Raw genomic sequence first — 25949 nt, forward strand, 5'->3', positions numbered from 1 at the left:
CTTTGCTCCAATATGAAATACAAAATAACAAGTATTCATCATTGAAGGCGAATACCCCCTGTACCAGATCGCCGGATGCTATCTCAGGTAAGGAATGAGAATGACCAGTTTAAATTATTATCAAACCATCTTTGATAAGGCGGGTGATGCTATTTTTGTGCATGATATCGGCAGTGTTGAATTCATGGACGTCAATGAAGCAGCTGAAAACCTCACCGGTTACAGCAAATCTGAATTAACCAGCATGAGTGTAGAAAAAATCAGTGCGCATAGCCATGGTTTTGATTTTTACCATGCCTTAAAAAAGGTGCAACAAGCTGCCAGTCATGAAGCAATTACATTTGAATGGATCATTCAGGCGCAGAATCAACGGCAGATTCCTGTTGAGGTTTGCCTGAAAACGGTCGAAATTGAGCATCAGCCCAAGCTACTGGCTTTGGTTCGCAACATTAGTGAAATCAAGAAATATCAGTATCAGCTGCAGTCTAAAGATCAGTATTTCAAGATGCTGCTGGAAAACTCGGGTGATGGCATCGCGATTCTGGACCTGCAAGGCAAACTACTGTATGCCAGCCCTTCTCTACAACGTATTTTGGGTTATCGTGACCGCTTTGTTTTAAATAAAAATGTGCTGAGTGTCATTCATCCGGATGACCGGATTAAAGTCCGGCAACTGTTATTTAAAAAACCGGCTGAACAGTCGATTGGAGTGCTGCATTACAAAATTATGCACCATAATGGTAAGTGGCGGCACCATGAAGCAACCTATCGCAACCTGCTCGACCATCCGGATATTCAGGGAATCCTGATCAATTACCGCGATATTAGCGAACGGATTGAAGCAGAAGAAATGGCGCGGGCTCGGGAACGTCAGTTAGGCCATATGTCACGCTGCAAAACCATGGGTGAACTTGCGACCGCACTGGCACATGAACTGAATCAGCCCTTAGCTGCACTCAATAATTATGTCGGTGGCAGCATTATCCGTATTCAAAACAGCCTAGCCAATACCACTGAAACGCTGGATGCCATGAATGCCGCACTGGATCAGACCAAAAGGGTCAACCAGATTATTCACAGTATGCGCAGCTTTTTGCGCAAAGGCGAAGCCAATTTTCAGGTACATTCCCTCAATAAATTGATTCAGGACCTGCATCCCCTGATTGGACTGAAAGCCGATCAGGGCGGCTGTACCATTCATTATGAGCTGAGTGTGACACCGGTTTCTATCTCTGCTGATGAAACCCTGTTTAGCCAGGTCATCATTAATCTGGTCTTTAATGCGGTGGATGCGTTACAACGTAATCCTGAAGGTCAACGTGATATCTATATCAGGACCTGGCAGCACAACCAGCATGCCCGAATTGCCATTGCAGACAATGGTCCGGGACTGCAAGGACAAAATCCGGAACAGCTGTTCGAGTCTTTTTATTCGAGCAAGAAAGACAGCATGGGGATCGGATTGACTTTATCGCGTAGCATTATTGAAAACCATCAGGGTTATTTATGGGTCTGCCAGGGTGAATCCGGCGCAATTTTTAATATTTCATTATCTGCACAGGAGCGTGCTAAATGTATTTAAATAATTCTCATGTTCCCGAGCCCATAGTCTACGTCATTGATGACGATCAGGATATCCGAAACTCGCTGACCTGGTTGCTGGACTCCGTACAGTTAGAAACTAAAACATTTAGCAGTGCGACCGAATTTTTAAATTATCCACGGCCGAATACTCCAGCCTGCCTGATTCTGGATATCCGCATGCGTGGCATGAGTGGATTACAATTACAGCAACAGCTCAATCAGCAGAAAGCCTATATTCCGATCATTTTCATGACCGGTCATGGTGATATTCCGATGTCGGTAAATGCCATGAAAGCCGGCGCTTTTGATTTTCTGGAAAAACCGTTTAATCCGCAGCATATGCTGAACCAGATTCAAGCCTGCCTGCAACAGGCAGAACAGGACTTTGTCGCAGCTGAAAATCGCAAACAGCAATTGCTGAAACTGAAATCCTTGTCACCACGTGAAAACGAAATTATTAATTTGCTGGTCGATGGCCTCTCCAGTAAACATATTGCGCAGATGCTGAATATCAGTCATAAAACTGTCGAGATTCACCGCACCCATATCCGACAAAAACTGGGGACGGAGTCAATTGCCCAGATTGTGAATATGGTGCTGATGTGCCGGGGAAAAAGCATGCAGGCGATGGGTTAACCATCGCCTTTTATTCAGCTTAACTTAGAAAAAGCGGTCGAAGTGAATCTGTTGTTGTGGAATACCCGCCTGATGCGCCATCTGTTCAATGGATTTTACCATCGGCGGTGGCCCGGCACAGTAAATCTCATGCTCAGGTAATTGCTCGCCCAGCACATCATTAATTACATCATGAATGAAACCGGAACGGATGCCGTCTATCAGTTCTGCAGACGTGGCAGGCACGTAATTGAGACGCTCACCTAATTCGGTCCAGTCCCTGAGCTGATTTTCGGTCAACAAATCGCGCTGTTCACGTCCACCGTGGAAGAACCAGACCTTATGATGTTGCAAGCGCGGATTGGCCGCCACACCACGCGCAATCGCCAGCATTGGCGCAAGACCCGAACCACCTGCAACACAGACAATCGGACGTGGCTGTTCCTGCAAATGCGCCAGACCATAAGGCCCATCAATCTGAATCACGGCATCTTGTCGTTGTTGCTCATCGAACAGCAAATTGGTCATCTTGCCATCCGGCACACGGCGAATCTGGAACACCCACAGCCCTTCGTCATTAGGCAAGTTCGACATCGAATAGGCACGCAGCAATTCCTGATTTACCCAGAGCAGCGCATATTGCCCTGGAATAAATTGGGCTGGTTCATCCGACTGTAAATGAATTTCTAAAATATCATGGGTAATCGCTTGCACATGCTTGAGCTTCACGGCTTGCTGTTTTGGCAAAATTTTAGGCGTGCACTGTTCATCTAAACGAACCTTGATCACACAGTCCGATTTTGGCCGACACTGGCAAGCCAATACACGTCCCTTACGTTTATCGCGATCAGACAACCCAGGTGCGTCTGCCCACAGATTTTCAACCTCACCCGACAACACTTCAATTTTACAGGTGCCGCAACCACCGGCATTGCATTCATAAGGCAAGCCCAAACCTTCACGCAAACCGCCGCGCAGCAGAACATCGTCTGCTGCACAGTGAAATTGACCCTGTCCTTTAATCTGGATTTTATACATAGCGCGTTACTCCACCAAATACACCTGACCATCACGTACAAATGAAGTGTAGGTTTTAAGCGGAATACTGCAGGGTGCACCACACGGCTCACCGGTCTTGATATCGAAGGCGCCGGCATGGAACGGACATTCCACTTCGCAGCCATCAACTTCACCATCAGCCAAAGATGCATCCCCATGGGTACAGGTATCATCGGTAACATAGAATCCACCATCTTCCAGATGAAACACCGCGAGTGGTGGATAACCGTCGATAATGACCTGTAAGCCTTCCCCCTGTTCAATATCCGAGGTGAGGCAAAGAAATTTTTCAGCAATATTGTTCACTTGAATATTCATGCGCTCAACTCCTCAATCGGTGAATCTGTCGCTTCAGGCCCCAGAGTATGGTAGCCACCATCGGCATGGATGGTGCTACCGGTAAGCAATTTGGCTTTGGGACTGCAAAGCAGGCTTAAAGCTTCTGCCACCTCTTCGGCATCGGCAATACGGCCCAGCACATGGAAACGACCCGCAACACAATCGGTTTTCGGACGGTCATTGCCTGAAATCATCTGCATTGGCACAGACCAGGTCCAGCCCAAAGACAAAGCATGCACGCGGATACCATCAGTGGCTAAATCGAGTGCCATACTTTTGGTTAGCTGTTCCAGTGTGGCCTTTGATGCTGGATAAACCCAGCGCTCTTTTTGGGCAATACGGGCACTGACACTACTGATATTGATCACTGCAGCATCTGAACTCGCTTTCAGCAATGGGCGGCAGGCCTGTACCAATGCAGCATGACCAAACACCGTGACATTGAAGGTATTTTGCCAATCTTGACGTGTCGACTGAGATCCATGATCTTCATACAGACAGGCCAGATTCACCAGAATATCCACTTGTGTCAGCTTGCCCACCAAGGCCTGAATGCTGTCATCACTGGCCAGATCAAGATATTCAAAGCGAGTTTGGGTTTCATTTGCGACCTGTTGGCCTTGTTCCTGATTAATATCAGCAATAATGACGTCGGCGCCCAAGCCTTTTAATTCTTTAACCACTGCTTGACCAATGTGAGTCGCCCCCCCAGTGACCAGAACTACTTTATTGTTCAGATCGGTCATGAAGCCTCCTTATATTGTGGCCATTCACTAAACTGTCCTTTGCAGAACAGCAATGGACGCTGATTGCTGTGACGGCATTGCTCAATTTTTCCAAGGAAAATCTGGTGATCGCCGGCTTCAATCTGCTTTTCATTTTTGCAAACAAATTGCACCACACACCCTTCCAATACGGGCGCTTTAGACTGTTCAATATTCCACACACCGTGCTGGAATTTATCGGCAATCGGCTTGGCAAAGTTCAGACCAACGTCCTGCTGGTCTGCTCCCAGAATATTGATGGCAAAGTATTCTGCATTTTCAAAAACCGTACGACTTGGTGAATGATTCACCAGACTCCATAGCACCAGCGCAGGATCTAATGACACGGAACTAAATGAATTAATAGTCAGTCCGACAGGTTGTTGCTGTTGATCCAGACAGGTGACAATCGCAACACCGGTGGCAAAACCGCCGAAGGCCTGCCGAAGCGCTTTCGCTTCAGCCAGGTCAACTTCCTGCCACAGTACTTCAGGCAGCTGCATGATTAAACTCCTTACGTGACAGATATCTTTTTGCGCCTTCCGCACCATCGACTGCTGGCCAGAAACCACGTGGATGGTTGAAGTGTCCCATGAAATCATCGGCAATAGCCCGGTTTTGAGATGCAGCACCCAAGACCTGAAGCAGGCTTTCACTTGGCGGATTCAGCAACAGGTTGGTAAATTCAGTGGTATAGCGACCTGAATATTCCCAGAATTCATCAAAGACTTGCGTCATCCATTCGGCAGTAAAGGCTTCATCGCCATGCGCCAGAATGGCCTGCAGATAATGCTCGACCATACGGGTGGCATTATTGGCGCCCTGACCAGCAATCGGGTCATTGACCATTACTGTGTCGCCAATACCCCAAATCGGAGCACCATTTTCTAAAGTTGCAACCGGATAACGAACTTCTGGACGGAATGCGCCTTTCAGCCAGGCATTCGGATCACTCAGTTCCATGTTATCGACCATACGGAAGCTCTGGTCTGGCGTCACTTTGGCTACTGCTTCTTTCATACGTTGCAGCATTTCGTCACCGCTAGTCACATCATCAAAAATGTCCATTGGGCCGTTTGGCACGCATTCAAACAGGAAGCTACGGCATGGGCCATGAGTATGACTATAGAACGGCATACTGAAATATTCACCTGCACCGGCAACAAAGTTGAAGTGTAAGGTTTGCGAGGGCTGGCCCTGCCAGCTATCTGGACCACATAGATCATCACCGACCACCAAAGCCGCGGCCAGTTTACGTGGCGGTGCCTGATGCACTGAACGTTCTTCATTGCGTTTAAATAGACTGGTGATATTGCCTTTGCCCGCCGCAAGAATCGTTAAATCATTTTCAGCAGAGATGATTTCCAAATCTTCAGGTGTCACATTCTGGATTACCAGCTTGCCACCACGGCGTGGATATTCTTCTAGCCAGCGATGGTATTTGGTGCGCTGGTCCATGGCAATGCCTTTATTTTCATGCAGGAAATCAGTCAAAGGCAATGCAACCGTACCGTCTGGCGCACGGAAGTCGACATGAATCGCCTCTCCATGATGTGCCTTGCCATCCCAGACATTCAGACCCAGTTTGCGCTCCACTTCAAGCGTATTGGCGAAGAACATGGTGGTACTGACCATGCGGCCATGCAACAGTTCATCTGCAGGACGATCTACATATACAGTAACGTCATATTTTTTTTCTAGTAATGAGAATGCCAGTAATAAACCTGCCTGCCCACCACCAATAATTGCGATTTTTCTCATCTCTTGAATTCCTCTTTAGGCCGTGTCTGATGCAGCAGCTATCGTTATATTTGCGCTTATGTTGTCGGATACGGCTGATTAAAAGTCAGGTTTAATTCCACCCGGTCAAATTTCCACTCACCTTCTTCATCACAGTGAACAGTGGCTTGATAAAATCCGCCTAGGCAGCTGGTAGTGGCCTGCTGACCTTTCTCGGCCAGATTACAAACTTCCCAGAGCATCCAGCTGACATTGGCATGATGCTGATCCAGCACTTCGATATCCGGCATGGCCATAATGTGCAGGCTCCACAGCACCTGCGCTTCAGCAATGCCAGACAGCGCATCCAGAATGTTTTGCCGACCTTGATATTCGCCAAAACCATTCGCACACCAGACCGCATCGTCATGAAACAGATGCTGCATAATGGCTGGGTTGTTTCGCTGGTCCGCTGCGGTTGCATAGCGGCCGACCAGGCTGCGAATGGCTTCGCAGCTTTCCAGGTAGTGCAAACGGGTTTCCAGATTGTGCTGGCTCATATTCAATTCCTTTAAACGTTGACCACGTCACCAGTTTCATAGACAAAGCGGGTTTCTTCAAAGGCATATGGCACACCAACTGAACCTTTATACAGTTCGATATGCGGCGCGATTTCTGCAAAGCTCAGGCTGAGCCAGTACAGCTTGTGCAGCTCTTCCGGCAATGAGCCCAATGGATATTGATCTAATGCCGCCAGCAGGTTACGCATTTCCGGCAGAATTGCATCATAAAATGCCTGCAGCTCTTCCTTGGTGGAGTTCAGACGGGCCAGATGACGCTGTTTAGAGGTTCCAAGTGCCCACTTCGCTACAAAAGATTCCAGAGCAGCAAAGTCAGCCGGCAATTGTGAAATGATATTTGACATGTGCATTCTCCTTATGCGCGATTCAGGTATTGTTCAAGAACGTGGTAGCCATGACGAATCAGGATTTCTTCATCCTGTAAATGCATGACTTTTTTAGCTTTAGATTCCAGTGCTTCCTGGGTATCTTCCATGGTTGCAGTATCTTCTAACCAGGCATTACGCTGCAGTACCTGAGCAAATTCCTGTGCCCAGCGCTCTGAATAGGTTTTCGCTTTAGGCAGGTAGTAACGGCCTTCCCAACGGGTTTTGTTGTGACCAACTGGCCAGAACTGGTGGGTAAACCATACGCCTTCTGTCACATGCACCAGAATGTTCGGGAAAATGACAGAAAGCTCGAATGAAAAATCATCACGGTCATTTGGATTCACTGACTTCGGTAACTGCGTACGTTCGTAGTGATTGACCAGTGATGCTCCGGTAATTTCCCCGGAAAGCGCCGCAGCCGGTTTCGGATTGGCATTTTTGGTGAGGCAGACCGCACAGGTACGGTGATCGCCAAACAGTTGTACTTCTTGCAGGCCAGAGGCAAAGACATTCGGGAATGAACCGGCATGAATGGTGGCTACGTGATAAGCCTCCGCAAAGGCATCATGCGCGACTTTCCAGTTACAGTTCAGTACCGTGTTATAGGCAAAGCATTCTTCCATTTCATGGAAGGGATAACCGCCTAAATGTGTACCCATGCCGCCCAGGAATTCTTCTACACCTTGAGTGCCTTCATTATCCAGGTTCACGAAAATAAAGCCTTCCCAGACTTCGGTACGTACGGGTGCCAGACCGTTATGACCTTTGTCAAAGCAGGAAGTGAATTTTTCTTCTTCTGGTACGCTGACCAGATCACCTTTGGCATCATAGACCCAGCCATGGAAACGGCAGGTCACAACTGCAGCTTTGTTTGACCCGAAAGTTTCGTTGTCGGTTTCTACTACAACCTTGTTGCCCCGATGCGAACAGATGTTGTGAAAGCCGCGGATTTCGCCGTCTTTGCCATGCATAAGAATCACGGAAGTTTTAGCAAAATCCAGACGTTTGACCTTGTAATCGCCTTTCTTTGGAATTTCTTCGACACGACCGACTTTTAGCCAGACTTTAGAAAATACCTTGTCGATTTCTTCCTGATAGATTTCCGGTGAAATACATGGCTCGGTTGGAATAGGTTCAATACCGAGTTCAGGATAAAGTTCGCCCCAACGGAGTTTAGAATTACTGTTCATATGACATTCCTGTTCAAGTTTCTAAGTTATTTATTTTCAACAGGCAGTGGCGTGGCGCCACTGCAGCTGTTGTTAAATCCAGTTTTGATTAAAGTTGATAGTGTTCGCGCACCAGATCTGCGATGCCGAGCTTTTCCAGAATTGGCATTGGACACAGGAACGTGGCGCGTACCATACCCGGCAAACGGCTGATTTCAATCGAACCGGTAATGGTGCAGCGGTTCATGACTTCGTCATAGCTCAAACCCGTAGTTTTAGCCGCGCGATTCAGTGCATTTTCAGTCGCATCATTCAGATTTTTACCGGTACCCATAAAGGTAATTGGACCGCTTTCTTCAATTTCGGTCTGGCCCCAGCGTTCGCCGAGTGCTTTCACTTTCTCTTTTTCTTCTTTGGTAAATGGACGGGCCATCGGTGGAAGATCATCTGCTGCCTGTAGCAGGATTGGACCATCAATGGTCAGACCTTTAATTACTTCAACTTGCAGTTCTGTTTCACCAGACACGTCCGTGGCATGACCGGCAATTTCGCCATTGCCTTGCTGTGCATGCATGTCGCCCATGTACACACCGGCGCCTGGCACTTTAACCGGACAGATCAAGATACAACCCGGACGGATTGAGTTGGTATCCATATGGCCATCGGTTTTTGCTGCAAGCAGTTCTTCTTCCGTCATGCCAAATTTGTGCGGTGCATTAATCAGGTACTGACCAAAGTCATGACAGTTATGTGAGTCAGGTAGATCACGTGATGGCGTGGTTCCGATGTTGCCAAGGAATGGACGCATATGCGCTGCGACTCCCGGCATATCGGCACGAGCCAGTGATAAGATTGAGTGTTGAGCTGCATGTTCAGGTAGTGCAGACAGTTCATTGGCATTGCCGGCAAGTTTGTTGGCAATCTCCTGATTGACCGTCAAACTCACTTTGTTTTCTTCATCCAGCACGATCACATAACCGTGTGAAAACTCAAAAGCACTGACTTCTGCATCACAGTTTTTGCAACGGATGGCATCTTCACCAATGCCTTCAACATAGCTTGCCGGCTGTTCTGTACCACATGCGCTACAGTATTTCGCCACAAACGGGTCGCCGTGGTAACGTCCTTCAACGAAGCTCATCACCCCTGAAGATGTCGCAATCGAAGTCACTTTCATTTTTTTGATTTTAAGTGCAACCGCATCACCGACTTCTGCACCTTCAATAAACACAGGCAATGTCACTTCATGACCACCCTGGAATGCAGGGGTAATCATTGGACCCCAACAGCCCGGAGGCGTACCGGTTTTTAAGGTTCCGCCATTTTTCAGTGGGCCAAGCATGCGTTGGCTTGGACCGACAATACCGCCCGAAAATTCATTGACCAGCAGATAGTCCACTGCGTTGGTGCTGCCTGCTGCATAGTCTTGGTTTTCAATCTTCATCGTATTACCCCTATAGTTTTAAATAACTGTCTGTTTAAAATGGAACTGTGATATCAAGTGCGAATTTCTGACCTTCTGGTCGGTTTTCTACATCAAATTCTTTCTGGTATTTGGCGGCAACTGCGACACCTTTAGAAAATTGGTAGCGCACTTGCGGACCGATACTGGCTGCTTTTGCCTTGAAATCGCCTAGCACGGCCCCTTCACCGGAGTCACCTTCAAGCTGGCGATGTACATAACCACCTAGACCGACCGCTAATGGTCCCATGTGCTTGGCAACGATATAATCCACATGCAAGGCATTACCTGACTCATAACTGGTGTCTTTGTTTTCAAAGTTGATGTCATACATCCACTTAGTGCTGACTTCGATGCCTTGCTGGTTCAGATAAGTTGCGGAAACAATCGGTTGAATGGTGTAGTAGTTACGCCCAATATTGGCGAGGCGGTTTTTGTTATATGAACCGATTGGGATATAGAAATCGACACCCGTTGCCACATGCCAGTCACCTTTGTGCCAGCCCAGCAGGAATGGATCGATAATCACATCACCCAGTGCAGTTTTTTCATCTTGTCCACCGCCCAAAGTGATGTCCGCATTGGCATAAACCAGAAATGCATGCATACCCCACGTTGCACCTAGAAAGGTCTTGTCGCTGACATACACACCACGCGCGACGGTGGCAAAGGTATCCAGTTTGAAATCATCAAATACCGGATGATCATTTTTGAATTTGTCTGCTGAATAGAACTGGTTGTAGCTCACTAAGTAAGTACCTGGAGGTGGCATTGCACCCCCTAGGAAACTTTCTGTGCCATCTGGATAGGCACTACCACCATTTTCAGCTGCAAATGCGAACGGTGCACAGCTGATCAGGCTTGTGGTGAATACCACTGATTTCAGATATTTGCTTAGCATTTACAGCTTTCCCCTAGTCTTCAAAGTTTATTTGCAGGGCTTTTGAAGCCTCAAGCGTATGACTTAATCTAGACCTGAAACATGGCAGGGAAATATAAGGACGAATCTGTGTTTAGATAGGTAAAACCTGAAGATGGCTAGCTGAAACTGCGCAATACTCTAGGTGTTTGTCTGGAGAAAATTTAGCTAAATGGCACATTGCTATAGGTGAAACCACCTATAAAACAGTCAGAAAATGGCCATTCTTTGGGAAAAATTTTGGAATATAAAAATGTGCCTGATGGCCTTTCATTCCGCTTTTAACAATCCGGATAATCCTTTCGCATCGGGATAAAACGGATTCCATGTTCTTCCGTGTATTTTCCCGTTTCCACAAAACCAAAGCACTTGTAAATATCCAAGGCATAAAGACTGGATTTTACCGTAATACTTGAATGGCCTTGACAGCGGATTTTGCTTTCTAAAAAGCGCCACATTTGCCGGCCATAACCCTGCCCCTGATAGGCTTGGTTCAGGAAAAAATGCATGAAGTGTGCAGGTTCCATATAAGCAACGACACCTATCACCTGATGATCGATTTCTGCCACAAAATAATGAATGTCCGGACGCTCAAAAATGGTCTGGATCATCTCAGGCTGAAAGCGCTGGCGACCCTCTTCTGAACTGATTACGGCATCGACAAAGGGTGCAATCACATCGACAATGGCACAAGTATCCTGAATAGTGGCTTTTCTGATTTTCATGTTTTTTTAAATTCCTCTTTATTAGCTTGTCCACATTAAAAAGTTTTTATTCTTAAAAGTTAGCTGCTATGGCTGTTCTTGAATGGACTTCCCCAAATTTAAAAACCGGTCTGAATATTCGGTAATATCCTTCTCTGCGCCTTGTCCGTATTTTCAAGACGGCAACTCACTCTATTTAAAAATCCATTTATTTAAAAGCTTGTTTAACTATACTTTTCTGATTAAAACCAAGCTTCATTTAATATCAGGCAGCCTGTCTTTACAATTCATCCATATAGAATTTTCGATGAAATTTTTATGATATTTCTTTATCAGGAAGAAATTTAGGTAGGCATTCTGAACTTTTCTTGGTGTTCATCAAAGATAAACATTTGAGGTCGTTCGCTTCCCTGCAGGGAGTTTAATGAAACATTTTGAATGTGCTGTCTGCAAGCAACAGCTGTTTTTTTACAAATCAGTTTGTGATCATTGTCTGTCACCGATCGGTTATGTTGCTTCGGAAAAAGATCTGTGTGCATTCGAAAAACAGAGTGCTGAACGATGGGTGCCAATTGCCAAGAACTACCAGCATACCAGCTATAAACCCTGTCATAATTACGTTCAATATCAAGTATGTAACTGGATGATTCCCAGCGATGAGGACGAGGAGTTTTGTGAATCCTGTCAGCTCACCCATGTCATTCCTGATCTGGAAAATTCAGAGAACCTGATTTACTGGTTTCGGCTGGAAGAAGCCAAACGCCGTTTCCTGTATTTGGCTCAGCGCATGAACATGATGCCACGGCCTAAAAAGTCAGAGGATGATCCATTTGGTCTGCGATTTGATTTCCTGCTGCCTCAGGAAGACCAACCTGTTTTAATTGGTCATGCCAACGGGATCATTACCTTAAATGCAATTGAGGCTGATGTGGTTTATCGGGAAACCACACGCGTGAATATGGGTGAAAACTACCGGACGCTATTAGGTCATTTTCGTCATGAAAGCGGACATTATTATTTTGCCATCATGCAGCATATGCACCCAGAGCTGCTCGATGAATTCCGCCATTATTTCGGGGATGAACGGCAAAATTATGGCAAAGCACTTGAACGCCATTATAACAAAGGTGCGCCGATCAACTGGCAGGAAAAGTACATCAGTGCTTATGCTACAGCCCATCCCTGGGAAGACTGGGCAGAAACCTGGGCGCATTATCTGCATATGATGGAAACCCTGGAAACTGCCTATTATGGTGGTCTTCGTGTTGAGGGCAATGGCAGTTATCTGGCCAGCATGAATTTTAAAGAATGCCCGATTGGTGGGCAGGACTTTGAACATATCCTTAAAAACTGGATTACCCTGACTTTTAATCTGAATGCCTTAAACCGTTGTATGGGCTTGGAAGATGCCTACCCGTTCAAGTTGAACGAAACAGTTAAAGACAAGCTACGATTTATTCACCGGCATGTGCTGGAAAAAGTTTTCAAATAGCCTGACCAATTACCTGTAAACCTAAATTTCTCGTTCCATATCACTCATATTACAAAGCCCGTAGTAAATGACGGGCTTTGTTTTGAAATTACTATAATTAAACCAATTAAGCCGTTTTCATTGAACCGGTTTCTTCAAACTGGGCATGCCAGGACAAAGCTTCATTTAACAAATGCGGTGTTTGACCACCATGTGCACAGGCGCGCTCAAAGTAATCATTCAGACTTTTGCGATAATCGGGATGAGCACAAATATCGATAATCTTGCGGGCACGTTCACGTGGTGCCAATCCGCGCAGATCGGCCAAACCTTGCTCTGTTACCAGAATATCCACGTCATGGTCAGTATGATCTGTATGGCTCACCAGTGGAACCACAGACGAAATCGCACCACCTTTGGCATAGGATTTAGTCACAAAAATCGCAATATGTGCATGACGGGTAAAATCACCTGAGCCGCCAATACCATTCATCATCTTGGTGCCAGCGACATGGGTTGAATTCACATTCCCGTAAATATCAAACTCCAGTGCGGTATTGATTGCAATTATACCCAGACGGCGAATCAGCTCAGGGTTGTTGGAAAGTTCTTGCGGGCGTAAGACAATTTTATCTTTGTACTGATCAAAATTCTTCATCACCCGTGCCGCACATTCATCGCTCAGGGTCATGGAACAACCAGAAGCAAAGGTCATTTTTCCTGAATCGATAAGCTGGAAAGTACAGTCTTGCAGGACTTCAGAATACATTTCCAGATGGTTGAAATTAGAATGTTCAAAACCTGCAAATACGGCATTTGCCACGGAACCTACTCCGGACTGCAGCGGCCCCAGATTTTCAGGTAATCGTCCTGCGGCGACTTCATTTTCAAAGAATTGAATTAAGTGGCTGGCAATCGCCAGTGTTTCTTCATCCGGCTCATCCATTGCGAAAGAAGTATCCGGAATCTCATTAATGACAATCGCAGCAATTTTTTCAGGTGCAACATGGATTCCGATTGTACCTATCTTGTCACTGGCTTGCGTCAAAGGAATCGGACCACGGTTTGGACGGGTTTTAGGCAAATAAATATCATGTACGCCTTCTAGCACCGGATTAACTGTTGTATCAATTTCAACAATGACCCGATCTGCCATTTCGATGAAATTCGCCGAGTTTCCACAAGAACCGGTCGGAATAATCTGGCCATCTTCAGTAATGGCCGTTGCGGCAATTATAGCTACATTAATCGCCGGCAGGTTTTTATGACGGATATTGTCTGCCAGTTCAGAAAGATGCTGATCGATATACATCACTTCACCATTATTGATGGCCTGACGTAAAGAAGGATCAGCCTGATAAGGATAACGGCGGGTTATAACGTTAGCTTCATTCAGTTTCCCATCAATCCGGTTCCCCAGACTTGCACCTGTCGCCAAGGTAATACGGATCGGATGCTGCCGGGCATATTCAGCCAATGCCAAAGGCACAGTTTTCACCTCGCCGGCGCCGCCAAACCCGCTCAAACCAATTACATCACCGTCTTGAATCAATTGTAGTGCTTTTTCTACAGGTACTACTTTATCTTGTAATGCGAGCAAACGAATACGCTCTAAACCGTTCATAAAAATTCTCAAAAATTAAAAATAAAGAGACGCCTGCTCCTGGCGTACCAGAAGCATTGTGGTCTAATTCAAAAAATATTTAAGTTTGCTACTTTGAGCATATGATCATGCAATTATGAAAAGACTTAAATCAGTTCTACAGCAATCGCTGTTGCTTCCCCACCGCCAATACACAGTGCTGCAATGCCTTTCTTGCCACCAGTACGCTTTAAGGCATGAATCAAGCTCACAATAATTCGGGAACCGGAAGAACCTAGGGGATGACCAAGCGCACATGCCCCACCATTAACGTTCACTTTTGCTGGATCAAGTTTAAAAGCATCTATTGCTAACATGGTCACCATGGCAAAAGCTTCATTAATTTCCCAAAGGTCTACGTCCTGAGCATCCCAACCCGTTTTTTGCAAGACTTTTTCAATCGCGCCCACTGGTGCAATGGTGAATTCTGATGGATGCTGCGAATGGCTGGCATAGGCCACAATATTAGCCAGCGGCTTTAAGTTGCGCTGCGCGGCAATTTCACTCGAGGTAATCACCAGTGCCGAAGCACCATCAGAAATGGAGCTGGCATTTGCCGCAGTAATTGTTCCATCCTTTTTGAAAGCTGGACGTAAGGTTGGAATTTTGTCAGCCTTGGCATTTAAAGGCTGTTCATCCTGTTCTACCACGACATCGCCTTTACGGCTACTGACAGTGACCGGTACGATTTCATCTTTAAAGAAGCCTTGCTGAACGGCGGTCACGGCTTTATTTAAGGAACCAATTGCATAGTCATCCTGCTGCTCACGGGTATAGCCTTTTTTATCCGCCATTTCCTGAGCAAGGATTCCCATAGACAGGCCGGTTTCCGCATCTTCCAGACCTTCCTGGAACATATGGTCAATGACTTTTCCATGCCCCATACGGAATCCGGCCCGTGCCTTGTCCATTAAATATGGTGCGTTTGACATCGATTCCATACCACCTGCAACCACAATCTCTGCTGAACCGGCCTTGATTGCATCTGCTGCCTGCATCACCGCCTTCATGCCTGAACCACAAATTTTATTAATCGTGGTCGCCCCGGTGGAATCAGGTAGACCCGCCTGGCGCATGGCCTGACGTGCCGGGCCCTGCTTTAAGCCGGCTGGCAGTACGCAGCCCATAATCACTTCATCAATATCATTGACCGACAGACCTGCACGTGCCACTGCTTCCTTGATCACCACAGCACCCAAATCCGGCGCGGTACAGCTTGAAAGTGAACCTTGAAAACCGCCCATCGCGGTACGTACTGCATCTACAATTACGATCATTTTAGTTTCATCCTTTTTCATCATTGTTATCAACCCTACATAGCCAAAGCGCTGTAGGGCTGGTCCTTCGCAATCATTGCGGGTTAAGCCTGTGCGGTAAAATAGTCTTCAGGCAACTGCATCACCAGTTCCGCACCCGCCTGAATACGTTGGATTCGTGCACTTAAATCCGGAAGGACTTTGGCAACATAGTAATTGGCCAGTACCAGTTTATTCTGGAAGTAGCTGTCGTCTTTGGCTGCAGCGGCTTTACTAATCCGCGCATACATATAGACAAAGCTAAGCAGCCCAACCGCATGTAAATAATCGACAGCAATCGAGTTGGCAAAATCAGGGTTCAGTTTAGACTGCTCGACGATAAATCTGGTGATGTCTTCAAGTTGCTGGCAGGTTTCCAAGGTGGCAGCTTTAACTGCTAATGCATCATCCAGGCCTTGGGCAAATTCACGGATTTCAGCAATATATTCTGCGATATAAGCCCCATTACATTTGGTGGTTTTACGGCCAATCAGGTCAATTGCCTGCACGCCATTGGTGCCTTCATAAATCTGTGAAATACGCAGGTCACGAATACACTGTTCCATGCCCCATTCACGGATATAGCCATGACCACCAAAGCACATTTGTGATTCCAGTGCAGAATCCAGTGCCTTGTCGGTCAAATAAGCTTTGGCGATTGGCGTTAACAGCGCCACACGGTCAGTCGCTTTACGCACGGCTTCAGGATCGGTTGAGTATTTGGTAATATCCAGTTGTTGACCTACATACACCGCAAACGCACGTGAAGCTTCATTGTTGGCACGCACATTGAGCAGCATACGACGTACATCGCCATGCACCAGAATTGAATCGGCTGGTTTTTCTGGAGATTTTGCACCAGTTGATGCACGGCCCTGTAAACGGTCCGTCGCATATTGTGCCGCATTCTGGTAGGCAAATTCTGCTGCACCAATGCCCTGAATTCCCATAGATAAACGTTCGTAGTTCATCATCACGAACATGCCGGCCAGACCTTCATTTTCATTGCCAACCATATAGCCTTTGGCGCCGTCAAAGTTCATGACGCAGGTCGCCGAGCCTTTAATTCCCATTTTATGTTCGATTGAACCGGCAGATACTGCATTACGCGCACCCAGTGATCCATCTGCATTGACCAGGAATTTCGGTACAATAAACAGGGAAATACCACGTGAACCTGCTGGTGCATTCGGAGTTTTTGCCAGCACCAGATGAATGATATTTTCACTCAGATCATGCTCACCGCTGGTAATAAAAATTTTGGTGCCGGTAATATTGTATGAACCATCTTCATTCGGTTCAGCTTTAGTCTTGATAATGCCAAGATCTGTGCCGGAATGTGGTTCAGTCAGGCACATGGTGCCCGACCATTCACCCGTATAGAATTTTGGTAAATAGGTTTCTTTCTGTTCCTGGGATGCACGGTCATTGATGGCCATACCTGCACCCACCGTTAATAGCGGGTAAAGCATGAAAGATGGATTGGTGCTCCAGATCATTTCATCCGCCAGAACCGTGAGCATCTTCGGCATGTTTTGTCCGCCCCATTCTTCAGGAGCACCCAAGCCTACCCAGCCACCTTCGGCAAACTGTCTGAACGCTTCTTTAAAACCTTTGGGTGTCGTCACCACCCCATTGTTAAACTGAGCACCACCCTCTTCATCTGCAGGACGATTCAGATCCAGAATGACATTTTTTGAAAATTTTGCCATTTCTTCCAGAACCGCATTTGCAGTCGCCATATCGAGATGTGCAAGATTTTCGTTACCTTGCCAAAATTGTTCAGCCTGAAATACATCATTTAAAATAAATTCCATGTCTTTCAGCGGCGCATTATAAATCGGCATTTTCAACTTCCTAAAATGGTGATACTCAATCCTGTTGCCAGGTATTTTCTGATTTTGATTAGATTTACTGCAGACAATTGCAAAATCCTGATATCAAATTCATTCAACAGTGAATAATAAAGTGACTCATAAAACTGCTTTGAAACTCACATCTTCTTGTCCAGTATAATCTACTGAATATGTCAGCTTAATATTGCTCTGTATTCTGCGCAAAACCCTGATGAATGCGGGCTTAATACCGTCAAAGGATTTAGCTTGGTGCGCTGAAACAATAAAATAAATATACTGGAAATGGAATTTTATTTAGCAAAGTTGATCTCTAGGGTTCAATTTTCTTGACAATATTTTGAGCTTGTCACCCTGCCTATTTTTATTTGCCAGCAGTTGCTGCATAAATATACAAAATAAGATAAATATCACGACCTTAGTTTTATAGTAATCACGTGCAAAATTGCATATTCTTGGAAGGTTGTTTTTCAAAAAGTATGGACCAAGAAGATGATGACTGTAAGACAGCAGAACTTCCTTCTTCGTAAAGAGAAGATCCTGAACATGGCAGAGAGTTTGCTGCTTGACAATAATCAGGACATCACCTTGAGTGAACTCGCCAGTGAACTGGATATTGCCAAAGGAACCATCTACAAGCATTTTAAAAGCAAGAACCAGTTATATTTAGAATTAATTATTCTCAATGAAAAAAGAATTCTTGAAATATCAGAAAAGCATAATAATGATATTAAAAATTATGTTTCACAATATATGCTCTATCACATGCTTAATTCCAACCGGACCATTCTGTTGCATGTCATCGAAGAGCGTTTAACCAATAATGAAAAGAATCTAAAAGATTTATTTCAGGAGCTTTATCGTATTCGTGAAGAACGGATTCTCCGGATTAAAGATATCACTCATGATTATCTGGTTGCTTTAGAAAGCGCCATGTCGATTCGGGATTATTTATCTTATATCTGGACTGTGACCTATGGTGCCTCACTGTTATTAAATTCAAGCAATTATCAAAAAGCAATTGGTTCACGCGAACGTCTGATCAAGCTGTATATTAATCAGGCACTCATGACCCCGGATAAAATTTCGTCGGTATAATGATCTGAATAAAAAATGCCTGATTTACTCAGGCATTTTTTTATTCAAGAGTATGAGTCTATAAAAATATTTTATGTCATCTCATCTGATCAACATCAGGCTGCCACAGGTGGAAAACCATCTTCAGTTAAAGCTGCAACAATCTCGGATTCGCTCACACTCGATTCAACCTCAACCAGTTTGCTGGCTACGTCAATATTTACTGTGGCATTTTCATCCAGATCTTTAATTGTGGCAGTGACACTGCGTGCGCAGCCACCACAAGTCATGTTTTCAATACGGAATTTCATGTTTAGCTCCATAGGATCGATTTAAAAATTGATGTGAATACAGCGCATGTCATTGCTGCTCAGTTCCGACACCTTGTTCAATCTGTTTTAAAATCTGGCAATCGGACTGTTCATTGCCGGCACATTGCTCCACCGATTGCTGTAATATCATCAGCATATGCTGCATATCGGCAATTTTCTGTTGCAAAAACTGGATATGCTTTTGAGCCAGCTGTTTGACCTCGCTGCTCTGGCGTGAGCTGTTCAGCCACAGGCCGAGCAGTTCTTTCATCTGCTCCGATGAAAATCCCAGTTCACGTGCATGCTGAATAAAACTTAAGGTCTTAATGTCCGCATCAGTATAAACCCGATAGCCTGCATCGCTTCGTTTCGGAGCGGGCAACAAGCCAATTTCTTCATAATATCGGATCATTTTCGCAGAAATGCCGGAGCGTTTTGCGGCTTGGCCAATATTCATCACGCTGACTCCTTAAACTGCACCGGTTGATAAGCCTTTAATCTCAAGGCATTGCTAACGACAAACACGGAGGACAATGCCATTGCGCCTGCGGCAAACATTGGCGATAACAGAATACCCCAAAACGGATACAGCACACCTGCGGCAATCGGAATTAAGGCAATATTATAGACAAAGGCCCAAAACAGATTCTGTTTGATATTGCGCATAGTGGCCTGACTCAAGCCGATGCCTGTCGCCACATGCTGTAAATTGCCTGACATCAATACGACATCGGCCGCCTCAATCGCGACATCGGTGCCGGTACCAATCGCCATACCAACATCGGCCTGGGCCAGTGCCGGTGCATCATTGATTCCATCTCCAACAAAAGTGAGCACACCATATTGCTGCTGGAGTTGACGTACTGCATCGACTTTTTCATGCGGCAAGACTTCGGCAATCACCTGATCGATTTTCAGCTGTTTGGCGATCGCCTGCGCGGTATGCTGATTATCACCCGTAATCATCGCTACTTTGAGGCCTTGGTCATGCAAGGCCTGAATCGCACTATAAGTAGTTGGTTTAATCGGATCGGCGACGGCAATAATCGCAGCCAGTTTCTGATCAATTGCCACATATAATGGACTGCGGCCCTGAGCACCGAGTTTTTGTGCAGCAGACTTAAACAGATCAATATTTAGACCCAAGTCCTGCATCAGACGTTCTGCACCGATATGCAGCTGCTGACCGGCAACCTGTGCTTTGACCCCTGCACCAGTGATGGAATCAAAATCGGTCACTTCACTCAGTTCCAGTTCTTGCTCACGGGCAGCCTGAACAATGGCATGGGCAATTGGATGTTCAGATTTAGCCTCCACTGAAGCGACGAGTTGCAATACCTCCTGCTGATTAAAATCTGCCGTAACTTCAAAGTCGGTCAACAGCGGTTTTCCCTCAGTTAAGGTTCCGGTTTTATCCAGTGCGACGACTTTGGTTTGTTGCAACAACTGCAATGCTTCGCCCTTACGAAACAGCACGCCCAGTTCTGCTGCACGTCCAGTTCCGACCATAATCGAGGTAGGAGTCGCCAGCCCCATCGCACATGGACAGGCAATAATCAGTACAGCAACTGCATTTACCAATGCGTAGGTCAGATTCGGCTCAGGCCCAAACAGGAACCATACCACAAAGGTCAAGGCCGCTAGCGCCATGACCGCAGGTACAAACCATAAGGTTACTTTATCGACTACGGCCTGAATCGGCAATTTTGAGCCTTGCGCCTGTTCTACCATTTGAATAATCTGTGCCAGCACCGAATCCTGTCCGACCGCAGTGGCCTTGATTTGCAAGGTTCCATTCTGGTTTACTGTACCACCCACGACCTGATCGCCAACCTGTTTGGCCACAGGTAAGGGTTCACCACTAATCATGGCTTCATCGATATAACTTTGCCCGCTAACAACTTCACCATCGACAGCAACTTTTTCACCCGGACGGATTTCAATCAGCATCCCTTGTTGCACATCAGCAATAGCCAGATCAACCCAGTGATTATTTTGTTGTACTCGGGCTGTTTTCGGCTGCAAACCGACCAGATACTGAATCGCTTCTGAAGTTTTCCCTTTGGCTTTGGCCTCCAGATAACGCCCCAGCAAGATCAGCGTAACAATGACGGCAGCCGCTTCGAAATACACATGCACGGTCGACTGCGGTAATAGCTGCGGAAAAAAGGTCGCAATACAGGAAAATCCATAAGCTGCAATAGTTCCGACTGCGACCAGAGAATTCATATCTGGTGCCAAACGTAATAATGCCGGAATACCATGCTGATAAAAACGTCGTCCTGGAATCAGCAGTACCAGGGTGGTCAATACAAACTGGATGTACCAGCTGTTTTGTGTTCCCAGTATATGGGTAATCCAGTGATGAAAAGCTGGGATCAGATGTGAACCCATTTCCAGAATAAATACGGGAATTGCCAGAACAAGTGCCAACCATAAATCGCGTTTCAGCTGTGCAGTTTCATTGGCTTTCTTTTCCTGAAAAGCCACATGATTCTCTGCTGAGAGATCGGTACCGGATTTTAGTGTGGCTTGATAACCAGCTTTCTCCACAGCAGCAATCAATGCCGGAATCTGAGAATGTGAGGCTTTCACCCAGGCAGTTTCGGTGGCCAGATTAACCTGTGCTTCGCTGACACCTTCTACTTTCAATAAAGCTTTTTCGACTCGTGCTACACATGAAGCACAAGTCATGCCTTCTATGGCAAGTTCAATCCGGTCAGTCTGAAGATCAAACCCAGCTTTTTGCACTGCCTGAGTTAGTTTAAACAATGGCACAGAATTGATCGCACTCACATGCGCCTTTTCAGTGGCCAGATTCACTTGTGCATCCAGAACGCCTTCCACTTTTTTGAGTGCTTTTTCTACGCGAGCCACACAGGATGCACAGGTCATGCCTTCAATATTCAAATCAAACTGTTGCGTCGGCACATCGAAACCGGATTTTTCAATTGCTTGAACCAGCGCAGCGGCAGCAATCGGCTGCTGGCTTTTAATAAAAGCTTTTTCAGTCGACAGGTTGACAGATGCCTCGACCACGCCTTCAATTTTTTTTAAGGCTTTTTCCACCCGAGCTACACAGGAGGCACAGGTCATACCGCTAATCTGCACCTGTTGTTCATGCAACCGGGGAGTCGCTGATATATTCATTCCGTGTTCTCCATTCGCCCATTCACTACCTATCCCATAGCTTAAACATTACCATTATGGTAAGGTCAAGGTTTTGGGATAAATTCTTTATTTCTCCTTATATGAAGGCATGTAGCTCAATAAAAAGCCCGAACATAACGTCGGGCTTTTATGGCGATACTTTTGATCTAAAATGTACCGGACTCTAGTCAGCCGAAATATCTTCAAACAGGATTGAAGACAGGTAGCGTTCACCGCCGTCTGGCAAAATCACCACAATATTCTTGCCGGCATTTTCAGGACGAGCAGCCACCTGGGCCGCTGCTGCCATCGCTGCACCACATGAAATTCCCACAAGGATACCTTCTTGAGCGGCAGTTTTACGTGCCCATTCAACTGCTTCTGCGCTATTAATGGCAATCACTTCATCGACCAGGTCCAGCTCCAGATTACCTGGAATGAAGTTGGCGCCGATACCCTGAATTTTGTGTGGTCCAGGGGTTAGGGTTTCACCACGCTTCGCCTGACCAATAATTGCAGATTCAGCAGGTTCCACCGCCACTGAATATAAAGGCTTGTTTTTCACTTTTTCAAAATAACGTGAAACCCCGGTAATGGTACCGCCGGTGCCTACACCAGCAACTAGAATGTCCACATTACCACCGGTTGCTTCCCAGATTTCTGGTCCTGTGGTTTCTTCGTGAATTTTTGGATTGGCCGGGTTTTCAAACTGCTGTGGCAGGTAGTACAGTTCAGGGTTCTCATTGACTAGACGTTGTGCTTCTTCTACTGCCCCTTTCATGCCTTTAGCCGGATCTGTCAGTACCAGATTAGCACCTAGCGCTTTGACCACTTTACGGCGCTCAATACTCATGCTCGATGGCATGGTCAAAGTAATATCATAGCCTTTGGCTGCAGCAACGAAAGCCAGTGCAATCCCAGTGTTGCCACTGGTTGGCTCCACAATATGCATCCCCGGCTTGAGTTTGCCTGACTTTTCTGCATCAGCAACTAGTGCTGCACCCACACGACACTTTACTGAAAATGCAGGATTACGGCTCTCAATTTTTGCAAGTACATTGGCTGGACCTGAAATCACACGATTAATGCGAACAAGTGGTGTATTTCCAATCGCCTCTGCATTATTACTATAAACCGCTATACCTAGATTACTCGGTACTGGAAAAGCTGAATCTGTACTCATGATGATATCCCTGATGTTATTGGTTCAAGTCATTTAAACATCATACAAGCATTTTTGTGCTTTGTAGATGTTTGATGAAACTTGCACTTCATTGCACGAATGAGAACTAAAATGCTTCTCACATGCTGCAATAAATTTATCTTATCTATCAATATTTAAAATATAATTTTAATTGATAATTCAATTCATTAAAAACCATAAAACTTAACTGTTTTTAGCAATGTATTAAGGACCCAGCCCCGTATAATTGACTGGCTGTAACTTTATAATGGATATATTGAATGAAAACCGATTTTGAAATCACGACCATGCGCAATTCAGCAGAACAGGTCGTCGGCATTTTAAAATCTCTGGCCAATACTGACCGTCTTCTCATTTTATGCCATCTGTCACAAGCGGAACTGAATGTTTCAGAAATCGAGCAAATGACTGAAATCAAACAGCCTACGCTCTCCCAGCAGCTGATGATGCTGCGTAAAAGTGATGTAGTCCATACCCGGCGTAATGGCAAACAGATTTATTATTCAATTAAAGACCAAAATTTGATTGTCGTCTTAAATACACTTTACCAATTATATTGCAGCAATAAGGTAAATTAATGGTTATTTAAATTTTAGACATTAAGGGTGTTTTACATTATAAAAATCAGAATTCCAGATTTTTAGATGCAATGTGACTTGTTCCGATGATTCTAAATATGAATCATCACATATTTAGAACAGCTAAGACTTCTTAGCAGAATTTGTGCATAATATATCTATATTTGTGATTTAGACCTTTTTATGCCAAATTCCAAGTCTAAAATTCTGCATAAACTCCCTGCCTGGGCCTGGTTAAGCCACTATACGCCAGTCAAATTTAAATCCGATGTACTGGCTGCCCTGATTGTAGTGGCGATGCTGGTGCCCCAAGGGATGGCCTATGCCATGCTTGCAGGCTTGCCACCGATCATGGGTTTGTATGCCAGCATTCTGCCGATGATCATTTATGCTTTGCTCGGTGGTAGTTCGACTTTGTCAATCGGCCCGGTGGCTATCATTTCCATGATGACCTTCGCCACGCTTAATCCCTTGTTTGAAGTGGGTTCCCCGGTCTATATCGAAGCTGCAATGTTATTGGCACTGATGGTTGGCATTATCTCCCTGCTTTTAGGCGTATTCCGTTTTGGTTTTCTGATCCAGCTAATCAGTCATCCCGTGATTCAAAGTTTCATCATTGCATCAGCATTGCTCATTGCTTTTGGCCAGTTAAAGTTTTTGGTTGACCTCCCCTTAAAAGCCAATAATATTCCGGAGTTTGTCAGTAGCTTGTTGCAATACTTCCCGCTATTGCACCTTCCTAGCCTGATTTTCGGCCTGCTGTCTATCAGTCTGCTGATCTATCTGCCCAAGTTATTAAAATCTCAGGCTGTACAAAGCCGGATTGGTCCTACAGATTTTCTGGTCCGGGCGGTACCCCTGATTCTGGTGTGTCTCGGCATTGCTGCAATTGTATTTCTGGATTTAAAGATTTATGGCATTAAAACTGTCGGTGCAATTCCATCCGGTTTTCCACCTTTATCCTTTCCACACTGGAACTGGGAACTGGTCATGACCTTGTTGCCTGGTGCCAGCATGATCGCCATGATCAGCTTTGTAGAATCACTTTCGATTGCGCAAGCCACTGCATTGCAGCAGCGCAGCCATCTAGATAGTAATCAGGAACTGATCGCGCTCGGCCTGGCCAATATCAGTGCAGGCGTAAGCTCAGCCTTTCCGGTAACGGGCAGCCTGTCACGGACTGTGGTGAATGCTGATGCCGGTGCCAAATCCCCTATGGCTGGTGTTTTATCTTCAATTCTGATTATTTTTGTCAGCCTGTTCTTTACCGGATTTTTTGAAGATCTGCCCCTGACGATTCTGGCCGCCACAATTATTGTATCAATCTGGAAACTGGTTAACTTTCAGCCATTCGTTGATGCCTGGCGTTATTCCAAAGCAGATGGTCTTGCCATGTGGATTACTTTTCTGGGCGTGGTGCTGATTGACATTTCTACTGGTTTGCTGATTGGAATTGTATCAACTTTTGTGCTGATGTTATGGCGCATCAGCCGGCCGCATATTGCAGTCGTGGGTCTAGTTGAAGGAACCCAGCATTTTCGCAATATTCAGCGCCATCAGGTCATTACCTCAGATCGGGTACTGTCACTGCGGATTGATGAAAATCTATCGTTTCTGAATGCCAATAACTTCAAAGGTTATCTGATCAATGAGATCAGCCTGAATGACAAGCTACAACACGTGATTTTAAACTGTTCCAGTATCAGTGCCATTGATCTGAGTGCTCTGGAAATGCTGGAAGATTTAAATGCTGAATTGGCCAAACTGGATATTCACCTGCATTTCGCAGAAGTCAAAGGCCCGGTGATGGATAAACTGCAGGCGTCCAGATTGATGAAGCATCTGAGTGGCCGGATTTATCTGACACATTTTCAGGCGATTCGAGATCTGGCGCCAGAGATCTTTGAGCAGCATAAAGATTATACAATTTAGGATCACTTAGACTTTCACTCATGCCCGGCTATATAAAGCGGACATGAGTTCATGTCTTTTATGAATTTTCAAATATAATTTGAATTTCTTGGTCTGAAATTGATATTTATTTCATCTATAAAATTTTCTCCGAGATGATTTATCCATCATGTG

Annotated in this window: 24 protein-coding genes; 6 read left to right on the forward strand and 18 right to left on the reverse strand. The window is 45.6% G+C overall.

Annotation, left to right across the window (positions count from 1 at the left end):
- Positions 1-100: 100 nt before the first annotated feature.
- On the forward strand, positions 101-1582 hold the full coding sequence (locus tag VXQ92_RS02590; RefSeq protein WP_416680280.1) for a PAS domain S-box protein: 1482 nt from the start codon (positions 101-103) through the stop codon (positions 1580-1582).
- Complete coding sequence (locus VXQ92_RS02595) at positions 1573-2220, forward strand: response regulator transcription factor (RefSeq protein WP_253170966.1); 648 nt, start codon at positions 1573-1575, stop codon at positions 2218-2220. The genes VXQ92_RS02590 and VXQ92_RS02595 overlap by 10 nt, the downstream gene beginning before the upstream one ends.
- A 24-nt stretch (positions 2221-2244) precedes the next feature.
- On the opposite strand, the gene VXQ92_RS02600 is transcribed toward VXQ92_RS02595, so the two are convergent.
- The 11 genes from VXQ92_RS02600 to VXQ92_RS02650 form a co-directional block, all read right to left on the reverse strand.
- On the reverse strand, positions 2245-3237 hold the full coding sequence (locus tag VXQ92_RS02600; protein WP_416680282.1) for a 2Fe-2S iron-sulfur cluster-binding protein: 993 nt from the start codon (positions 3235-3237) through the stop codon (positions 2245-2247).
- Between the two features lie 6 nt (positions 3238-3243).
- Positions 3244-3576: a non-heme iron oxygenase ferredoxin subunit gene (locus VXQ92_RS02605; protein WP_416680284.1), complete on the reverse strand. Its 333-nt coding sequence runs from the start codon at positions 3574-3576 to the stop codon at positions 3244-3246.
- On the reverse strand, positions 3573-4343 hold the full coding sequence (locus VXQ92_RS02610) for an SDR family oxidoreductase (protein ID WP_416680286.1): 771 nt from the start codon (positions 4341-4343) through the stop codon (positions 3573-3575). The genes VXQ92_RS02605 and VXQ92_RS02610 overlap by 4 nt, the downstream gene beginning before the upstream one ends.
- Positions 4340-4864: a flavin reductase family protein gene (locus tag VXQ92_RS02615; protein ID WP_416680287.1), complete on the reverse strand. Its 525-nt coding sequence runs from the start codon at positions 4862-4864 to the stop codon at positions 4340-4342. Before VXQ92_RS02615 ends, VXQ92_RS02610 begins: the two co-directional genes overlap by 4 nt.
- Complete coding sequence (locus tag VXQ92_RS02620) at positions 4851-6122, reverse strand: styrene monooxygenase/indole monooxygenase family protein (RefSeq protein ID WP_416680289.1); 1272 nt, start codon at positions 6120-6122, stop codon at positions 4851-4853. Before VXQ92_RS02620 ends, VXQ92_RS02615 begins: the two co-directional genes overlap by 14 nt.
- A 56-nt stretch (positions 6123-6178) precedes the next feature.
- On the reverse strand, positions 6179-6640 hold the full coding sequence (locus VXQ92_RS02625) for a nuclear transport factor 2 family protein (RefSeq protein WP_416680291.1): 462 nt from the start codon (positions 6638-6640) through the stop codon (positions 6179-6181).
- Positions 6641-6651: 11 nt separating this feature from the next.
- Positions 6652-7005 carry a hypothetical protein gene (locus VXQ92_RS02630; RefSeq protein WP_416680292.1) on the reverse strand — a complete coding sequence of 118 codons (354 nt, stop codon included), beginning with the start codon at positions 7003-7005 and terminating at the stop codon, positions 6652-6654.
- Positions 7006-7016: 11 nt separating this feature from the next.
- Entirely contained in the window at positions 7017-8219 is a 1203-nt protein-coding gene (locus VXQ92_RS02635; RefSeq protein ID WP_064096700.1) for an aromatic ring-hydroxylating oxygenase subunit alpha, read from the reverse strand.
- Between the two features lie 88 nt (positions 8220-8307).
- Positions 8308-9642 carry an acetamidase/formamidase family protein gene (locus tag VXQ92_RS02640; protein WP_416680293.1) on the reverse strand — a complete coding sequence of 445 codons (1335 nt, stop codon included), beginning with the start codon at positions 9640-9642 and terminating at the stop codon, positions 8308-8310.
- Positions 9643-9676: 34 nt separating this feature from the next.
- Entirely contained in the window at positions 9677-10561 is an 885-nt protein-coding gene (locus VXQ92_RS02645) for a SphA family protein (RefSeq protein ID WP_416680294.1), read from the reverse strand.
- 299 nt (positions 10562-10860) lie between these two features.
- Complete coding sequence (locus tag VXQ92_RS02650; RefSeq protein WP_416680295.1) at positions 10861-11304, reverse strand: GNAT family N-acetyltransferase; 444 nt, start codon at positions 11302-11304, stop codon at positions 10861-10863.
- Positions 11305-11707: 403 nt separating this feature from the next.
- Here VXQ92_RS02650 and VXQ92_RS02655 point away from each other — a divergent pair, with 403 nt between their 5' ends.
- Positions 11708-12775: a zinc-binding metallopeptidase family protein gene (locus VXQ92_RS02655; protein ID WP_312209466.1), complete on the forward strand. Its 1068-nt coding sequence runs from the start codon at positions 11708-11710 to the stop codon at positions 12773-12775.
- Positions 12776-12881: 106 nt separating this feature from the next.
- On the opposite strand, the gene VXQ92_RS02660 is transcribed toward VXQ92_RS02655, so the two are convergent.
- From VXQ92_RS02660 to VXQ92_RS02670, 3 genes are all read right to left on the reverse strand, one after another.
- Positions 12882-14378 carry a succinate CoA transferase gene (locus VXQ92_RS02660; RefSeq protein ID WP_416680296.1) on the reverse strand — a complete coding sequence of 499 codons (1497 nt, stop codon included), beginning with the start codon at positions 14376-14378 and terminating at the stop codon, positions 12882-12884.
- Between the two features lie 125 nt (positions 14379-14503).
- Positions 14504-15673: a thiolase family protein gene (locus VXQ92_RS02665; protein ID WP_416680297.1), complete on the reverse strand. Its 1170-nt coding sequence runs from the start codon at positions 15671-15673 to the stop codon at positions 14504-14506.
- Positions 15674-15756: 83 nt separating this feature from the next.
- Positions 15757-17538, reverse strand: a complete 1782-nt coding sequence (locus tag VXQ92_RS02670) for an acyl-CoA dehydrogenase C-terminal domain-containing protein (protein ID WP_416680298.1) — start codon at positions 17536-17538, stop codon at positions 15757-15759.
- Between the two features lie 498 nt (positions 17539-18036).
- Between VXQ92_RS02670 and VXQ92_RS02675 the strand changes: the two genes are divergently transcribed.
- Positions 18037-18642: a TetR/AcrR family transcriptional regulator gene (locus VXQ92_RS02675; RefSeq protein ID WP_064096693.1), complete on the forward strand. Its 606-nt coding sequence runs from the start codon at positions 18037-18039 to the stop codon at positions 18640-18642.
- 95 nt (positions 18643-18737) lie between these two features.
- On the opposite strand, the gene VXQ92_RS02680 is transcribed toward VXQ92_RS02675, so the two are convergent.
- From VXQ92_RS02680 to cysK, 4 genes are all read right to left on the reverse strand, one after another.
- Positions 18738-18932, reverse strand: coding sequence for a heavy-metal-associated domain-containing protein (locus tag VXQ92_RS02680; RefSeq protein ID WP_144724668.1), 195 nt, complete (start codon positions 18930-18932; stop codon positions 18738-18740).
- A 49-nt stretch (positions 18933-18981) separates the two neighbouring features.
- Complete coding sequence (cueR, locus tag VXQ92_RS02685) at positions 18982-19389, reverse strand: Cu(I)-responsive transcriptional regulator (protein ID WP_416680299.1); 408 nt, start codon at positions 19387-19389, stop codon at positions 18982-18984.
- Positions 19389-22082: a heavy metal translocating P-type ATPase gene (locus VXQ92_RS02690; protein WP_416680300.1), complete on the reverse strand. Its 2694-nt coding sequence runs from the start codon at positions 22080-22082 to the stop codon at positions 19389-19391. Before VXQ92_RS02690 ends, cueR begins: the two co-directional genes overlap by 1 nt.
- A gap of 184 nt (positions 22083-22266) precedes the next feature.
- A complete protein-coding gene (gene cysK / locus VXQ92_RS02695; RefSeq protein WP_064096689.1) occupies positions 22267-23265 on the reverse strand; it encodes a cysteine synthase A in 999 nt (332 codons plus the stop codon).
- Positions 23266-23546: 281 nt separating this feature from the next.
- Between cysK and VXQ92_RS02700 the strand changes: the two genes are divergently transcribed.
- Positions 23547-23864 carry an ArsR/SmtB family transcription factor gene (locus VXQ92_RS02700; protein ID WP_064096688.1) on the forward strand — a complete coding sequence of 106 codons (318 nt, stop codon included), beginning with the start codon at positions 23547-23549 and terminating at the stop codon, positions 23862-23864.
- 183 nt (positions 23865-24047) lie between these two features.
- Positions 24048-25796 carry a SulP family inorganic anion transporter gene (locus VXQ92_RS02705; protein ID WP_064096687.1) on the forward strand — a complete coding sequence of 583 codons (1749 nt, stop codon included), beginning with the start codon at positions 24048-24050 and terminating at the stop codon, positions 25794-25796.
- Positions 25797-25949: the final 153 nt, after the last annotated feature.

Source organism: Acinetobacter sp. 228 (assembly GCF_048147885.1).

Excerpts from the sequence above, each read along its gene's own strand:
- VXQ92_RS02590 (WP_416680280.1), top strand. The coding sequence starts at position 101 with ATGACCAGTTTAAATTATTATCAAACCATCTTTGATAAGGCGGGTGAT.
- VXQ92_RS02595 (WP_253170966.1), top strand. The coding sequence starts at position 1,573 with ATGTATTTAAATAATTCTCATGTTCCCGAGCCCATAGTCTACGTCATT.
- VXQ92_RS02600 (WP_416680282.1), bottom strand. The coding sequence starts at position 3,237 with ATGTATAAAATCCAGATTAAAGGACAGGGTCAATTTCACTGTGCAGCA.
- VXQ92_RS02605 (WP_416680284.1), bottom strand. The coding sequence starts at position 3,576 with ATGAATATTCAAGTGAACAATATTGCTGAAAAATTTCTTTGCCTCACC.
- VXQ92_RS02610 (WP_416680286.1), bottom strand. The coding sequence starts at position 4,343 with ATGACCGATCTGAACAATAAAGTAGTTCTGGTCACTGGGGGGGCGACT.
- VXQ92_RS02615 (WP_416680287.1), bottom strand. The coding sequence starts at position 4,864 with ATGCAGCTGCCTGAAGTACTGTGGCAGGAAGTTGACCTGGCTGAAGCG.
- VXQ92_RS02620 (WP_416680289.1), bottom strand. The coding sequence starts at position 6,122 with ATGAGAAAAATCGCAATTATTGGTGGTGGGCAGGCAGGTTTATTACTG.
- VXQ92_RS02625 (WP_416680291.1), bottom strand. The coding sequence starts at position 6,640 with ATGAGCCAGCACAATCTGGAAACCCGTTTGCACTACCTGGAAAGCTGC.
- VXQ92_RS02630 (WP_416680292.1), bottom strand. The coding sequence starts at position 7,005 with ATGTCAAATATCATTTCACAATTGCCGGCTGACTTTGCTGCTCTGGAA.
- VXQ92_RS02635 (WP_064096700.1), bottom strand. The coding sequence starts at position 8,219 with ATGAACAGTAATTCTAAACTCCGTTGGGGCGAACTTTATCCTGAACTC.
- VXQ92_RS02640 (WP_416680293.1), bottom strand. The coding sequence starts at position 9,642 with ATGAAGATTGAAAACCAAGACTATGCAGCAGGCAGCACCAACGCAGTG.
- VXQ92_RS02645 (WP_416680294.1), bottom strand. The coding sequence starts at position 10,561 with ATGCTAAGCAAATATCTGAAATCAGTGGTATTCACCACAAGCCTGATC.
- VXQ92_RS02650 (WP_416680295.1), bottom strand. The coding sequence starts at position 11,304 with ATGAAAATCAGAAAAGCCACTATTCAGGATACTTGTGCCATTGTCGAT.
- VXQ92_RS02655 (WP_312209466.1), top strand. The coding sequence starts at position 11,708 with ATGAAACATTTTGAATGTGCTGTCTGCAAGCAACAGCTGTTTTTTTAC.
- VXQ92_RS02660 (WP_416680296.1), bottom strand. The coding sequence starts at position 14,378 with ATGAACGGTTTAGAGCGTATTCGTTTGCTCGCATTACAAGATAAAGTA.
- VXQ92_RS02665 (WP_416680297.1), bottom strand. The coding sequence starts at position 15,673 with ATGATCGTAATTGTAGATGCAGTACGTACCGCGATGGGCGGTTTTCAA.
- VXQ92_RS02670 (WP_416680298.1), bottom strand. The coding sequence starts at position 17,538 with ATGCCGATTTATAATGCGCCGCTGAAAGACATGGAATTTATTTTAAAT.
- VXQ92_RS02675 (WP_064096693.1), top strand. The coding sequence starts at position 18,037 with ATGATGACTGTAAGACAGCAGAACTTCCTTCTTCGTAAAGAGAAGATC.
- VXQ92_RS02680 (WP_144724668.1), bottom strand. The coding sequence starts at position 18,932 with ATGAAATTCCGTATTGAAAACATGACTTGTGGTGGCTGCGCACGCAGT.
- cueR (WP_416680299.1), bottom strand. The coding sequence starts at position 19,389 with ATGAATATTGGCCAAGCCGCAAAACGCTCCGGCATTTCTGCGAAAATG.
- VXQ92_RS02690 (WP_416680300.1), bottom strand. The coding sequence starts at position 22,082 with ATGAATATATCAGCGACTCCCCGGTTGCATGAACAACAGGTGCAGATT.
- cysK (WP_064096689.1), bottom strand. The coding sequence starts at position 23,265 with ATGAGTACAGATTCAGCTTTTCCAGTACCGAGTAATCTAGGTATAGCG.
- VXQ92_RS02700 (WP_064096688.1), top strand. The coding sequence starts at position 23,547 with ATGAAAACCGATTTTGAAATCACGACCATGCGCAATTCAGCAGAACAG.
- VXQ92_RS02705 (WP_064096687.1), top strand. The coding sequence starts at position 24,048 with ATGCCAAATTCCAAGTCTAAAATTCTGCATAAACTCCCTGCCTGGGCC.